This is a genomic window from Pseudomonas sp. XWY-1, from assembly GCF_002953115.1.
Lineage (GTDB): Bacteria > Pseudomonadota > Gammaproteobacteria > Pseudomonadales > Pseudomonadaceae > Aquipseudomonas > Aquipseudomonas alloputida.
Map to the genome: position 1 here is coordinate 1,973,744 of NZ_CP026332.1, position 14,798 is coordinate 1,988,541.

The window sequence follows — 14,798 nt, forward strand, 5'->3', positions numbered from 1 at the left end:
TGGAAGAGTCAGCGTGTCTTGGGTGTCGTTCAACAACGACCCCTACAGCCGCGAAAAGGACGGCCACTACAGGCTTCTCGACAACCAGCACGAGGCCGGCCCGACGCTGGAGTTCCTGCTGAACGAGGAATCGCCGGTAAGGGCGCGGATCGACAAGCACTACCTGCTGGTGCGCAAGCTGAGTGCGCCCGAGGCAGGCGGGCGGGACTTCCACCCGTCCGAGGAGGAGGTGGCCAACGCGCTAATGCAGGAGATCAAGGCGCAGGGCGGCCCCGAAGTGGAGCCGGTCTATTGGTACACAGACGAAGCCCCGACCAACCATCAGGAGTTATTCCGCTTCACCGCACCGACGCTGGCGGAGATCCGGCGCAAGCATCCGAAGGCGCAGATCGTCGTAAATCTCAGTCCCGGCACGCCCGCGGCGCAGACAGTGATGCTACTGGCGCTGCAGGCCCGGATCGTCGGCGACAACGTCCGTGCATATCAGGGCATCCCACGCAAGCACCGTCAAGCCGGACAGGTGCTGGAGGAGGTGTCATGGAACCTGCTCGCCGAACTGGGCAGGCGCGACGACGACCCCGAGAACGATGAAACGTGGAGCATCGCCAAGGCCCGAACGCCCAGCCTGCGCAAGGTCGCCGAGTTGGTGCAGCGCTACGGCAGCGTGCCTTTCCCGGTGCTGATCATCGGTAACCGCGGTTCCGGCAAGACCCATATTGCCGAAAGCCTGCGTCGGAGCTACCTCGACTGGAAGGTGACGACGAAAAAGGAATGGCATCACCACCTGAACTGCGCCGAATTCCGCGGCGACCCGACCATGTTGCGCAGCAGCCTGTTCGGATACGTCAAGGGGGCCCACAGCACGGCCAGCCAAGCAAGCGTCGGCTTGCTGCAGCAGGCCGACGGTGACTGCGTATTTCTGGACGAGATCCACTGGATGGACCAGCAGGCGCAGGGCATGCTGCTGCTCGCACTGCAGCGCAAAGGGATGTTCCGCCAGATCGGCGGCAAGGACAGCATTGAGGCCAAATTCCGGTTGATTGCCGCCACCAACAAATCGCGCAGCGTGCTGCGGGAGGTCCTGGCGCCGGACTTCCTAGACCGCATCTCGGAACTGGTCATCGAGTTGCCGGACTTGCGCGACTGCCCCGCAGACCTGGAAGACATCTGGAAATCCGTCGTGCACCGGGCCTGTGCTGAGCTGGCGGAGCTTTTCCCTGAGCGGGCGCTCGGGCAGGACAGGGCGAAAACGTCGCTGGCCAGGGACTACGTCGAACAATTCCGTCCGCACCAACCCCTAATCGCACGCGCACTCCGGTCCATGCGGCTCGACGGCAATTACCGGGACCTGGAACGGCTCGCGCGCCGGCTGCTGGTGGGCGGGTTGCAAACCGGGCGCCTGCTGTCCATAGGCCCTGAGCTGGTCAATCTGGAGTTGGAGACCCTGAGACGCGAAGAGCAGTTCGAGGAGGAGCACAGCGCCGCATTGCCGGCGTCGCTGGAGGATGAGCTGCCCACCATTTCCCGCTGCGCCAGCTACATGCGCGAAGCGCGGGATAAGGATAAGAGCCTGTCAGGCTCGGACCTAGTGGAGATATGGGAGCGGCGGCTGCTCGTAGCTGCCCAGAAAGTCGCTGGCAGTGGCACCAAGGCCGCCGAGCTACTGCGTATGAATCCCCGGACCTTCAATGGCAAGATTAAGGACATCAGACAAGGCTGAGTGCTCGTAGAGGATTTTCGCGCTCGCAGCAGCCATGGGGGGGGCTTCACGCATAGTGGAAGTCAAGCCCGCCCCAATCAGCCATGCGGACGCGATCGACTACATGAACGCGGTTGCGGATTCCACGACACTTGGACACTCAGCCCACGATCATTTGGACACTCGTTCCATGCTCACTTGGACACCTGATCCACGTCCACTTGGACAGGCAGTCGGAGCGCAGCGACGCAGGTTTGCATTGTTAGTCTGAAGTCTCTGTCGCCGTCAATTTCGTTGCGCGTCTGCGCATCGATTCGCCCTTCAGTTCGATCCGATAAGCGTTGTGCACCAGCCGGTCGAGGATCGCATCGCCCAAGGTCGGGTCGCCGATCAGCGCATGCCATTTGTCCACCGGCATCTGGCTGGTGACCAGCGTCGAGCGGTTGCCGTAGCGGTCGTCCAGCAGTTCAAGCATGTCGCGCCGCTGCGCAGCGGTAAACGGCGCCAAGCCCCAGTCGTCCAGGATCAGCAGGTCGGTCTTGGCATAGCCGGCCATGAGTTTGGCGAAACGGCCGTCGCCGTGAGCCAGGCCCAGCTCCTCCATCAAGCGCGGCAAGCGCAGGTAGCGCACGCTGTAACCGTCGCGGCAGGCCTTGTGAGCCAGCGCGCAGGCGAGCCAGGTTTTGCCTACGCCCGTTGGGCCGCCGATGATCAGGTTCAGGCCGTCGCGCAGCCATTGGCCGCTGCCCAGTTGCAGGATCAGGGACTTGTCCAGGCCGCGTGGGCTGCGGTAATCGATGTCTTCCAGGCAGGCGTTATGGCGCAGTCGTGCCAGTTTCAGGCGGCTGCTCAGACGCGTGTTTTCACGTTCGGTCAGCTCGCGGTCGACCATCAGGCCGAGGCGTTCGTCGAAGCTCAGATCATTGATATCGGGCGTGGCGTGTTGCTCGCTCAGCGCCTTGATCATGCCGTGCAGGCGCAGGGTTTGCAGCTTGTCGAGTGTCGGGTTGGGCAGCATTTTGGTGCTCCTTTTTCAGGTCAGTGGTAGTAGCCAGGGCCGCGCAGGTTGATGTGTTCGTCGGGCAGTAGCGGCAGGTTTTGCTGGGACAGCGGTAGCTTTTCCAGCCCTTGGCGCAGGATCGATTCAAGGCTTTTGTAGCTGCACGCGCCCAGTGCCAGCGCTCGCTGGCAAGCGGCTTCCAGCCGCTCTTCGCCGTGCTGCTTGCTCAGGCGCAGGATGCCCAGGCAGGCGCGGAAGCCGTGCTGAGGATGGATTCGGCGCTCAAGGATGTAGGCGATAACGCCAGCGGTGTTAGGCCCGGTCTGCTCGGCCCAGCGGATCAGCCGTTGCGGTGTCCATTCGGCGTGCTCCCGGTGGCTCTTGGGCATGTGCTCGGTTTGGGTGGTGTGGCGGCCTTTGTGCAGCGAGCGCAGGTGACTGGCCACCCGCTGGTTGGCGTGGAAGCACTCGACGGTCTTAGCGGTTAGCCGCACTTCGAGTTGGTGCTTCACCAGCTGGTACGGCACCGAGTAGTAATGGCCCTCGACCTCGACGTGATAGTCGATGTGCACCCGCGCCTTTTTCCATTCGGCGTAGACATACGGATGTTCTGGTAGCGGTTGCAGTGCGGGTTGGTCGATGGTCTCGAAGGCCGAGCGGCGTGAGCCGGGCAGCTTCTTGAAGGGCTTTTGATTGAGGCGTTCGAGCAGCAGGCTGATTGCCGTGTTGAGTTCTCCGAGCGAGAAGAACTGGCGGTTGCGCAGCACTGCCAGGATCCAGCGCTCGACCACTTGCACACCCACTTCAACCTTGGCTTTGTCCTTGGGTTTACGCGAACGCGCGGGCAGTACGGCTACGCCGTAATGCTCGGCGAGATCGCGGTAACTGGGGTTGATGTCCGGCTCGTAGCGATGCGCCTTGGTGACGCCACTGCGCAGATTATCGGGCACCAGGATCTGCGATGTGCCGCCGAAAAAAGCAAAACAGCGGGCGTGCGAGCCCAGCCAGTCGGGCAGTTTCTGCGACCAGGTGGCCTCGGCAAAGGTGTAGCTGGACGCGCCGAGGACGGCGACGAAGATCTGGGCCTGACGGATTTCACCGGTCTGTCGGTCGATGATGGGCGCGGTCTGTCCGGCGTAATCGACGAACAGCTTTTCGCCGGCACGGTGCTCCTGGCGCATGACAACGTCGACCTTGGCGGCCCAGAGGCGGTAGTGCTCGCAGAACCAGCTGTATTGGAAGCCTTGCGGGTGAGCGAGTCGATATTCCTGCCAGAGTAGGGCCAAAGTGACGCCGGGGCGGCGTAACTCGGCATGCGCCCAAGACCAGTCAGGCATCGGACGTTGATCGCTGGGAACTGTTGGTGCTGGAGGGAACAGGCATCGCTCCAGTTCGGCATCCGATAACAATGTCGGCCAACTCAGCCCGCAAGCGTTGAAACGGTGCAAGTAATTGCCCGCACTGCCGCTACTGATGCGCAGGCTGGCGGCGATCTTGCGCACGGACAGGCCAGCGTCGAACTTTAGACGTAGTACCTCTCGGATTTTACGCATGGATATACGCTCCACGATGACCTCTTCGCTTCGAGAAAAGAGGTCGATGGTAGTGAATAATCCTGCGTTGCTGCCTGCCTGAGCATGGATCGGATCAGTGGAACATCACTGTCCAAGTGCTTGTGGAATCAGTGTCCAAGTGGCCGTGGAATGAGTGTCCAAGTGGCCGTGGAATGAGTGTCCAAGTCAGCGTGGACTGGGTGTCCAAGTGCGCATGGAATCCCCAAACGCGGTAGCCGATTTCAGCTTTGAACCTCGCCCCGGATGGATCGCGCCCTGTAGCTTGATTGCGAACACGTCAGGCCCAGGTGTCCAAATATTCAGCAAGAGTTTGGCCTTGCGCCAATTTGGAACGACAGGTTTCGGGAGTTGATTTCAACATGGCGAATGTTCGCAGTCGCTGCGAAGCAGTCATTGGCATTTATCGGCCGAACTTCCGCTTCGGGTCGATAGCGGACACTCTTTCGGTACCAATTGTCCGAGTTCGAAACCCTACGCTTCCGCCACTAATTTTCATCAAAGCCCTGATTTTTTGGGGCTTTTTTGCGCCTAATCGTTTTTGGTCCCCCATCTGGTCCCCCATTATTAGCGTGGCTTTTACTGGTTTACTGAGGATTGTGATGGACGTGTGATTTCATGGGGCCTAATGACTCATGTTAGGAAGGGGCGATCTATCGAAGGCAGCGTGGGTGGGAGATATGCTTGGCTCTTGCCAGCAGCTATCGACCTGGCGCCTGAATATTGGGGCCGCTTCGCGTCCCATCGCCGACAAGCGCGGCCCCAAAAGTTGGTGGCGTAGGCCTGGAAGCTGGTGACATTCCTGTGGAAACCGGCTTGCTATGATGAGGTTTGAGCTGGAGATCACAAAGCCTTGGATCGATGCCTGCCATCACACCGTCGCTATCGCCCTATAATGGCTTTTCAGAGCAGAATGGGCAGCGTATGAAGCGAACCTTGGAAGGCATGGCCAAAGCCGGCGAGCCGCTACTGCGCGAAGCCCTTGATGCGATAAGGGCGCATCAGGCCGCGCAAGATAACGGGGCATCTCCAGAGGCAATCCAGCGGCTTAGAGTGTTGGCTGACTCCCTTTATCACGCGGTAGTGGATTTCCAAGTGCTTGAAGCCGGTAGTCTGTCTGAATCAATTCACTGATATCGAGGCACTGATGCCCAAACAGTCGAAGATTTTGCCGCCCGACCACCCAGCCTACACCGAGGCAATTGAGGCAATGCGCCGGTACCGCGAAGCTCAGGATACCGGCGCGCCTGCAATAGAGGCGGAAAGGTTACGACTGATAGCTGAGTCTCTGTTCCAAGCTGTAACCGACTATCAAATGAGAGCCTTTGGCCGCGGGGGCGGAACCACTCACTGATTGGCAGTTGTGCGGAAGATGGTGCGTTCTGCGAATGTCAACTTTCGACCCGGGCTGTGTGAAAACTCAAATAGTTCTTTGAAAAGCCCGAGTGTACGTGAAATCTGTAGAAGCTCGGCTATTCAGCTAACCCTGAATTCGCGTAGAAGCAAGATGGTTGTTTTCTAATCAGTCGGATCGCGCCGCAGGATTTCACACAGCCTGGACCCATCGCAGGCGTTGGCGATTGGCAGAAGTCGGCCAAAAGCTGTCTGTCGAAATTGACCAGAGGTCGGTAGGTTTATCTACCCTGAGTTGACGATGAAGGTCGGACTCTAAAGCTGGGTGCTACTCAAATCGGTGGAGCCGTCGACACCAAAACGGAAAGCATCACTTAAATACGGTACTCTCGACCCAGGTGCCTGAAGATTCCCCATAGCTGGAGGGGCAACTAGCCACGGTTTTCGTACGAACTGAAACCTCCGTTGCGAACCAGCTCGCCCTTGCGGATCTGCAATTGTGCGTCTCTGTTTTGGATACCCCCAGCGGGCGGCGTCTGGCATCATTCTCGCCACGATTAAAGAGCCGTACCAGCATGTTGCTCTGAAGGCACGAGACAAATTAGGACAGGGAGAGCTTCAGTGAGTGAAAGCGATGTCATAGATCTTGCCAACGATGCGCTGGGCACCTTTCAGGAGATTGAAAGCCGCGCTACCAAGAAGCTGGCCAACCGTGGCAGTGATGCAGCGGGTGCCTTGGCAGCCATCAATACCTTCAACGGCTCAGTTGTTGTTGATCGCATTGCCTCAATAACTGACGGGGAGACCCAGTCGCTACTCAACCTCGTTCGCGAGCCAGCCATCTCGCGGGTTACCGTTGAACATGACGATGGAGAGGTAGATACCTACTACATCTGCCGCACGACCGGAATATCCCTGAGCGGCGCCAAGCTCGCAAGCTATCGCTCCGATTTCGGAAGGCTCGCGTCACACGACGCTGGCGAAGAAGTGGAGGTCCGGGTCGGCGAAAAGCAGGTTTGGATGCGCATTCTCGAAAACCTGGAGCTAAGACCCTGCAAGGCTGACAGCCAGTGGGACTCTGTCGGCGGTGTATGGCGACGCGAAGATGTAACACCTCAGACCATTCCTTCGCTACGCAAGCTGATCGCACCATCTGATCAGGATGACTTTGCAGCCATGCTGGCAGGCGACGCCGACGAACAAAAGGTTGTCGAAGGCTTGCGACACCAGATCCGCAATGCTATGGCGCTGCGTGATCAAGCGATCCTGGATAAATTTCAGGATGACATCTTCCGCCTGCCGATCAACCGCCAACTGATCATTCTTGGCCCCCCGGGTACCGGCAAGACCACCACGCTGATCAAGCGCCTGGGGCAGAAGCTTGACTGGGATGCGCTGGACGAGCATGAGCGCTCGCTGCTGGATGCTGCACATTACCGCTCCCGTTGGGTGATGTTCACGCCCTCCGAGCTACTCAAGCATTACGTCAAGGAGGCGTTCAGCAGGGAGAACGTTCCCGCCTCGGATGAACATATCAAGACCTGGGCCAAGCGCCGGCATGAGCTGGCGAGGTCAGTATTTGGAGTCTTGAAAACCAATACTGGCGGCACCCTCATTTTGAAGGAGGATCGCCAGCATTGCGGCAGAGAGGTCGTCGACAATCCATGCCAATGGTTCGATGCCTTCCAAGCATTCCACCGTCACCGCATTATCGAGTCGTTGCAGGAAGGAGCTACTCTCCTGCATGATGCTACCCCCGAGCATGCCCGTCCGATAGTCGAACAGCTATTGGCAGTGGTTCCGCATCTTGAGTCCGAGCAGCTTCTCGGAGCCTATGCCACTTGGGATGCCCTTGAGGATAGGATCGAGCCACTGCTCAAGGCAAGCCGTGAGAAAACCGAAAAGCTCATCAGGGAACAAGGCAACCTTCTATACAACAAGAATAAGGGAGTCTTCTCTGAACTAGCCAGTCTTCTGGACAGCATCGGTCAAGCTGACGACGAGGATGAAGACGGGGCTGAGTTTGATGATGATGTGGCAGATGACGCGGCACAACCTACCCACAACGAGGCTCAGAGGGCTGCCCAAGCCTATCGGCGCTTTCTGCAAGCCTATGCCCGCAGCCGCTACCGTGGACGTAGCCTGGGCAAGGGCAGTCGTGCTGCGCGAATCAGGGACTGGCTTGGTGACCGTGTTCCATCTGATGACTGGCTGAAAAACCTGGGTTGCGAAATGAGCTTCCAGAACGCGTTGCGCCGCTTCCGTAATGCATGGAAGCGCTATGTTCTGGATGGCCCGGCCAGCTATCGCGCGTTTCGCCGTCAAAGCCTGACCACCCAGCAGTACGGTTATCAGCGCGCTGAAAACCCTGCTCACATCGACGCCTTCGAACTCGATGCGATTCTCCTTTTGATGCTTAGGTCTGCTCGTGAGCTGATCCAGCAGGACTTCGTGAAACGCAACCTAGATCAACCTAAGTTCTTTGAGCTGGCCAGGATTTCCAACCAGTTCCAGTGTCAAGTGCTGGTCGATGAAGCGACAGACTTTTCGGCGCTTCAGCTCGCCTGTATGGAAAGTCTGAGCGATCCGCGTACCCAGTCGTTCTTCGCGTGCGGTGACTTCAACCAGCGGATAACCGGACATGGTCTGCGGAACCTAGAGCAGTTGCAGTGGATCTCTGGTCGCCTGAAAGACCACCGCATCAATACGGTGTATCGCCAAAGTCGCATGTTGAACGCATTTGCCACTGAGCTGCTTGGCCTTATGGGGGGCGATTTAAAGGCCGCCGGAAAACTGCCCGAACACTCCACGCACGAGGGCGTAAAGCCTGTGCTGGCTGAGAACCTTGAAGGCGAGGCTGTTGCTGGATGGCTGGCAGATCGGATTGGAGAAATTGAACGTATGGTCCGCCAAATGCCGAGCATTGCCGTCCTGGTCGCCGCGGAGAGCCATGTAAAGCCGATGGCCGAAGCCTTGACGAAGCAACTGGAGGGCATCAGCCTACGTGCTGTTGCCTGTGTCGACGGCCAATCCTTGGGTGACGAGACGGACGTTAGGGTATTCGACATCCAACACATAAAGGGACTCGAATTCGAGGCAGTCTTCTTTGTCGGGGTCGACGAGCTCGTTGTGGTGAAGCCTGAACTCTTCGAGCGCTACCTGTACGTTGGTGCAACCCGTGCCGCAACGTATCTGGGGGTGGTCTGCAATCAGGCACTTCCCACCGGTTTAGAAGCACTCAACCCGAGATTCGTCCAGTGCTGGTGAGCCAAGAACGGTACAAGTCAATCAGGCTCCAGGATTTATACGGTCTGTAGTTCCTGTCGCCACAGCAGCAGAATTGGAGCCTGCAGCGATGCAGGCCTGCTTGGATGTGGTGCGAGCTAATCCGGAGCGGTAACGACAGGCGCTGGCAGTGCCTCCATAGCCAGTATTAGGGGAAGGTCCTGTCGTCGCCATGTGCTCTATAAGGTACGGTTCAGTAAGCGCGCGAGGGTCCGACGTCCTTGTTTTCGATCATTGCCTTGACCATCTCAAGCGCGACACCCTAAGGGATCATGCCGCCGGCCGCCAGTGAGCGGCTTAGTGCGCTGGTCATGAGCTGATGCAGCCACCTTTTCTCCAAGCCTGGTGATCGAGACCCAGATTTCGGTCTCGCTGATCTCGTTGCCACGGAATTCGTCGAGCATGTCGCGTACCGCGATATTCGAGTTGTCGATCTTTTCGCCGCCCATGTTGCCGCTGGCATCGAGCAGAAGAATGACAGGTAGCAGCTTGGCTTTGGGTGCGGTGAATTTCGAGGGGGCGAAGGGAGCGCTCACGACCGATACTCCTTGAAAGTGAGAAATTAAATAGGTGGGCGTGCAAGCCTTTGCTCGTCGCCACGATTCCATTGAAAAAGCGGGGAGCGCTATGACGGATGGCAGGACGCTTAAGGCTAAATTGAGGCCGGTGCGGTCGGGAAGGCGCCGAGGAAGGAATAATGAGCGACAGCCTGAGCAGGCTGAGATCATCTGGAGCATTAAACGACCTTGTTTTTAACCGTCGTCTATCGATATCCGTTTGCGAGATATGAGACTATGCTCCTTATTTGGCTGGCACTGTGCCACTTTCTGTGAGGTGCAGACAAACACGGGCAGCAGTCCGTAGAGATTACGGTTTTAGCTAGGCAAACTGGCTGCCTTCCACCTGCGTTGGAGCGCCAACCCGGCAAGCCAACAACCTTATGGCAACTAGATTATCGTAACCATACGAAAAAAAAGTCTATTGATACGGGCGTTCTGGATGCATTGAAAAAGGAATTCGATCTGTATGTTTGAAGAAATCGATCTTCCGCTGTCGATAAATACTTCCTCCGAAGATCCCAGCGCGATCTTCTTCGACCCGGTTCTAAAGGAAGCAGTCACTTACGACGTAGGTGTGGGGTATTTTACCTCCGGCTGGATTGCGGATACCGCTCAGGGTATCTCGCAGTTCGCCTGGTCCCGGGGTAAAGCTCGATGGATTGTCGGCCACGAGTTGCAGGAGAAGGATCTAGACTGCATCGTGAATTCGAAAGCGATAGCGGATAAGGAGTTTCAGGCCAAACGGATTTTTGAGGAAGAGGTGGATGAGGTGTTCTCTGTGCTCAAAGAGGACGCCCGTCTAGCGTTGGCTTGGCTCATCAGGGATGGCATTGTTGAGCTGAAAGTGGCGGTGCCCACCAATAAGCTGAGTGGGATTTACCATGCGAAAAATGGTATCTTTTCGGACGAGGCGGGCAACGATATCGCCTTCAGCGGCTCGTACAATTTGACCTCCAGAGCCTCGTGCAACTGGGAGACCATTGACATTTATCGGTCGTGGGTGAGTGAGGAAGGTCGCCAACGGTGCGAGAAAAAGAAGCGCGAATTCGAGAGCACCTGGCAAGGTAGAGACCCCAATCTCCTGATATTTACACCCACATCCACGACGCTGGATAAAATCAAAGCTTATGCCACGACGGGCTCCCGCCCTTACAGCTTGCCATCTGGCCATCCGGCCGTCCCCCAAGTCATTCAAAATGAAGAGGGAATGATCCGGGGGTACCAGGAAAAAGCCATCAAAGCCTGGTTTGCTCAGAATGGGCAAGGGCTGTTCTGCATGGCCACCGGAGCCGGCAAAACCATCACCGCCCTGACGGCGACCACCCGGCTATTGGATCACTTCCGTACTCAACAAGCCAAGCTTGTCATCGTTATTACCGTCCCCTACTTGCACTTAGGGGAGCAGTGGGCGGACGAAGCGGCCTTCTTTGGCTATGACGCGATTAAATGCTACGGGGGCAAAGACAAGTGGTTGGGTACGCTGCAGTCTGCCTACAATCAGCTGCTGTCAGGTGATCGTGACCATATGGTAGCCATTGCGGTCAATGACACATTCAAGAACAGCCAGTTCCAGTCGTTCCTTGATGGCGTCCGTACCAATTTGTTATTAGTGTCGGACGAGGTGCATAACATGGGCGCTGAGAACATTGTCCATAAGCTGCCCCACCAGGCGCGATTCCGAATTGGGTTGTCGGCCACGCCCATCCGACACAACGACCCCTTTGGCACCAAGGCCATCTTTGACTACTTCGGTGAGCCGGTTATTGAGTTTGATATCAAGGACGCCATCGACGCCGGCTTTCTGTGCAAGTACAACTATTATCCGATCGTCTGTGAGTTAGATCCGGAGGAGCTGGACGAATATATCCGGTTAAGCAGGAAGATTGCACGTCTCATGGCTATGGGGAATAAAGACGATTTTTCGACCAGCCTAAAGCTCGAGCTTATCAAGCGCGCCAAGCTAACCGGCAGCAGTGGGGGCAAAAAGCGAAAACTGAAACAACTGCTGAACGACAGTCAGGACCGACAACACACCCTGATCTATTCCAGTGAGGCCATCAACGACGGCGAACGGGATATCGACCGGATTGTTCAGATTGCCGGGAGGGACTGCCAATGGCGCGTGGCCAAATTCACTGCCGAAGAAAGCAAAGAACAGCGTGCCGAGATTCTTGGTAGTTTTAAGGCTGGCGACATTGACGCCATTGTTGCCATTAAGTGCCTCGATGAGGGCGTTGACATCCCGCAAACGAAAACCGCTTACATCTTGGCGTCCTCGACCAACCCCCGTCAGTTCATTCAACGACGGGGGCGGGTACTGCGTCAGTACGACGGCAAGGGCCATGCATCCATCTATGATTTTATCGCGATTCCTCCCCTAGACAAGTTGGGGGAGGACGAAGAAACATTCAATATCGAAAAGAGCATGGTAGAGCGTGAGCTTGATCGGATTAATGAGTTTGCCGAGATTTCCGAAAACTACGGATACGCCCTCTCCACCTTGCGCGACATCCGAAAAAAACTGAAACTGTTAGGTGCTTAATATGAAGAAGCCCAGTGAGGTCATCAAAGCTGCTTCTCCGGAAGTTCAGTCGGTTATCAATCAAGTCCTGAAAATTCACCAAGAAGGAAAGCATTACAGATATCTGCCAGGGGACATGGAGCGGGATTTCTGCGAGCGCATCATCAAGGTGATCAAGGACGAAGTGAAGGCATGAAATTAAAAAAATTAACCATCAGGAACTTCCGGCAGTTCTATGGCGAAGTGTCGATCAGTTTTTCAACCGATGACAAGGCCAGCGTCACGGTCATCCATGGAGAAAACGGTGCCGGAAAAACATCTCTGTTGAACGCCTTTAAATGGGTGCTCTACGGAACCACCGACTTCGATACCAACAACGAAAACATCCTTAGTGAAAGAGCTATTGCGGAAGCGGGCCAGGACAGTCCGATAATCATGTCGGTGACGTTGGAGTTTGATGATGACGGGTTCGCCTACACCGCGCACCGGGAGCAGAATTTTGTCAAAGGAGCGGGTTTGCACGCGGAGTGCTTGGGCCCCTCAGTACCGTTACTCAGTTGGATTAATTCTGCAGGCCTATCCGGTCGTTCTTCGAACCCGGGCAGCCAGCTAAATCAAATCTTGCCGGAAGATATGCACGGCTATTTTTTCTTTAACGGTGAGCGCATCGAAAAATTAGCTTACAACAGCGCCTCCACTCAGGTCAGAGAGGCCATTAAGTGCCTAATGGGGCTGAATATTCTGGATCGTGCTGAAAAGCAGCTGAAAGGTCCGGTGATCCGACATTTCAACAAAGAAGCCAAAGACAGTTCTTCTGGCAACATGACGGTGTTGCTGGAAGAGCAATCGAAGTTGACGGATAAAATTCAGCAAAAAGAAGACGAGATCAAGGGTTGGAAAAGTACCCTGAGTGAAATTGACCTAGAGATCGAAGCCATCGATAAACGGTTACAGTCGATCGAGGCGATCGCTGAAAAGCAAAAGCGGCGAAAGATGCTTGAGGAGCAGCTTCAGCAAATCGTAATAGATAAAGCTGAGGCCTCGGCTGCGCTCAACAAAAACGTCACAGAACGGGGCTTCCTGGCGTTTATTGATTCGCAACTGACCGGAGTGAAACAATATCTGGATGAAATGCGGATCCGGGGGGAGATACCCAGCAAGATAAAAGCCACTTTTATCGATGATCTGATCGATCTGGCTAGATGTATCTGCGGTCAGCCGCTGGAGCCGGGAAGTGACTGTGTGATGGCCCTTGAGTCGTACAAAACCACGCTCAACGATAATGGCGTTGAAGAGCAGTTCCTGACGCTGTTCGGTCATATGTCCCATTTGCAGTCCGAACGTAAAGCATTATTCGCCAACATTAATGAGTCGATGACTAGATTGACCGAGTTGGACGAGCGGCGAATGAGCTTTCTGGGGCAAATTGATGAGCTAGGCGAAAAGATTAAAGGCGTAGAAGATTCCGCCGATTTGGAGGAGCGGCGAGTGGGGTTAAAGGCGGATAGCCGAAGACTCAACGCCAACTGCGCCGTCGGCGAGCACGCCAAATCCGGTTGGGAAGATCAGTTAAAAGACAAGGAAAAGGAAATTGAAAAAGAACTCGCCAATTCCAATCAGGCGGATTTGAGCCAGCGCAGAAAACAGCTGGCAAAGGATGTGGCGGACACAATTGGCGAATTTCACGAAGCTATGGCCCACCAGGTACGCTTAGATTTGTCGAAAAAAGTCGATGACACCTTCCGGAAAATCATGAAGAAAGATTATTGGGCGGAGATCGATGAGGGCTTTACGCTCAAAATATTTAAGAACATCGAAGGGCACGGTAAACAGCCGGTGTGGGAGAAATCCACCGGTGAGAACCAGGTTACAAGCCTTTGTTTTATTAGCAGCGTAGTTAACAGCGCTAAAGAGCGGGTCACAAAATCGGGTGGGTTGCAAAAGGGTGGCATTTATCCAATTGTGATGGACTCGCCGTTTGGTGCCTTGGACCCTGAGTATCGCCAAAAAGTGGCGACCTTCATTCCGGCCCTTGCTGACCAAGTCATCGTCATGGTATCGAAATCTCAGTGGCGCGGCGAGGTGGAAAGAGAGTTATCCAAACGCCTAGGTAAGCAATACACGCTCACATATCACAAGCCTAACCCAGGCAGTGATGAAAAGTTCGAGTACACAAAGTTGGAGGAAGGGTATTATGGTTGATCGCGTCCGGAAACCAGCTAAACACGCTGACACCCTAAGTTTTCTGAAGGATGAGGTAGAGCTCTTCGCCTCCTTTAAGGACGCCATGGTGTTTGCTGCGGCACTGGGTTTTTCTAGAAAAAAGTCGGTCGCGTTCGAAAAGTCCAGCGAGCCCATTCCCTTGTCGGTGTTTCGGGGGGAGTACGACGAAGCTTTTATGAACGTGTTGGCCCTGTTCGAGCATCAGGATTCCGCTTACCTGGAGCCTGAGGGCGATAAATTTGACGCCAAGATCAAGCTCTTTGAAGAATACGCCTGCGGCGGTTTGGATATCATCAAAAGCACGATCATCGACCCAGGCTTGGAAGCACAAAGTGCCATCATTAGGCTGATTCTCGACGAGCAGGCCGAGCACACGATTATAGATGATATTACGGCGCTGGGCGCCTAAGGCCCGGCATCGGTACGGAGGCAGGGACGCCTCCGGCTCCATAACTGCAGAGTGCAGTGCGATTTGCCAGTGACGTGGGAATGACGTGGGGAAAAGGTTCAGAAGATTTTGCTGGACGAAGTGTAAATCAATGGTTGAGCACGATAGTCAGAAAATCAGAATCATAAACGATATTTG

General features: G+C 55.7%; 11 protein-coding genes. 8 read left to right on the forward strand and 3 right to left on the reverse strand.

All coding sequences use genetic code 11. The features are described from left to right. Positions 1 to 22 precede the first annotated feature (22 nt). Positions 23 to 1,720: a sigma 54-interacting transcriptional regulator gene (locus PRJ_RS09295; RefSeq protein WP_158682549.1), complete on the forward strand. Its 1,698-nt coding sequence runs from the start codon at positions 23 to 25 to the stop codon at positions 1,718 to 1,720. 241 nt (positions 1,721 to 1,961) lie between these two features. Here the strand turns inward: PRJ_RS09295 and istB are convergent, their stop codons facing one another. Both istB and istA read right to left on the reverse strand, forming a co-directional pair. Then, positions 1,962 to 2,717 (reverse strand): IS21-like element ISPre4 family helper ATPase IstB, encoded by a 756-nt coding sequence (gene istB, locus PRJ_RS09305; RefSeq protein WP_034000379.1) that lies wholly within the window; start codon positions 2,715 to 2,717, stop codon positions 1,962 to 1,964. 20 nt (positions 2,718 to 2,737) lie between these two features. Further along, complete coding sequence (istA, locus tag PRJ_RS09310; RefSeq protein ID WP_034000381.1) at positions 2,738 to 4,252, reverse strand: IS21 family transposase; 1,515 nt, start codon at positions 4,250 to 4,252, stop codon at positions 2,738 to 2,740. 879 nt (positions 4,253 to 5,131) lie between these two features. On the opposite strand from istA, the gene PRJ_RS09315 reads away from it, so the two are divergent. The 3 genes from PRJ_RS09315 to PRJ_RS09325 all read left to right on the forward strand — a co-directional run bounded on the left by PRJ_RS09315 (position 5,132) and on the right by PRJ_RS09325 (position 8,890). Further along, a complete protein-coding gene (locus PRJ_RS09315) occupies positions 5,132 to 5,404 on the forward strand; it encodes a hypothetical protein (RefSeq protein ID WP_371928140.1) in 273 nt (90 codons plus the stop codon). A 13-nt stretch (positions 5,405 to 5,417) separates the two neighbouring features. After that, complete coding sequence (locus tag PRJ_RS30330; RefSeq protein WP_104961161.1) at positions 5,418 to 5,624, forward strand: hypothetical protein; 207 nt, start codon at positions 5,418 to 5,420, stop codon at positions 5,622 to 5,624. 620 nt (positions 5,625 to 6,244) lie between these two features. Next, on the forward strand, positions 6,245 to 8,890 hold the full coding sequence (locus PRJ_RS09325) for an ATP-binding domain-containing protein (RefSeq protein ID WP_104961162.1): 2,646 nt from the start codon (positions 6,245 to 6,247) through the stop codon (positions 8,888 to 8,890). Positions 8,891 to 9,156: 266 nt separating this feature from the next. On the opposite strand, the gene PRJ_RS09330 is transcribed toward PRJ_RS09325, so the two are convergent. After that, positions 9,157 to 9,444, reverse strand: a complete 288-nt coding sequence (locus PRJ_RS09330) for a hypothetical protein (protein WP_104961163.1) — start codon at positions 9,442 to 9,444, stop codon at positions 9,157 to 9,159. A 490-nt stretch (positions 9,445 to 9,934) separates the two neighbouring features. Here PRJ_RS09330 and PRJ_RS09335 point away from each other — a divergent pair, with 490 nt between their 5' ends. The 4 genes from PRJ_RS09335 to PRJ_RS09345 are packed head-to-tail and all read left to right on the forward strand — an operon-like array spanning position 9,935 to position 14,621. Next, positions 9,935 to 12,010 (forward strand): DEAD/DEAH box helicase family protein, encoded by a 2,076-nt coding sequence (locus PRJ_RS09335; RefSeq protein ID WP_104961164.1) that lies wholly within the window; start codon positions 9,935 to 9,937, stop codon positions 12,008 to 12,010. A gap of 1 nt (position 12,011) precedes the next feature. Continuing rightward, positions 12,012 to 12,185, forward strand: coding sequence for a hypothetical protein (locus PRJ_RS30040; RefSeq protein WP_177429885.1), 174 nt, complete (start codon positions 12,012 to 12,014; stop codon positions 12,183 to 12,185). Continuing rightward, the gene (locus PRJ_RS09340; protein WP_104961165.1) at positions 12,182 to 14,191 is read left to right on the forward strand and encodes an AAA family ATPase; all 2,010 of its coding nucleotides are present in this window, start codon (positions 12,182 to 12,184) and stop codon (positions 14,189 to 14,191) included. The genes PRJ_RS30040 and PRJ_RS09340 overlap by 4 nt, the downstream gene beginning before the upstream one ends. Beyond that, positions 14,184 to 14,621 carry a DNA phosphorothioation-associated protein 4 gene (locus tag PRJ_RS09345; protein ID WP_104961166.1) on the forward strand — a complete coding sequence of 146 codons (438 nt, stop codon included), beginning with the start codon at positions 14,184 to 14,186 and terminating at the stop codon, positions 14,619 to 14,621. Before PRJ_RS09340 ends, PRJ_RS09345 begins: the two co-directional genes overlap by 8 nt. Positions 14,622 to 14,798 lie beyond the last annotated feature (177 nt).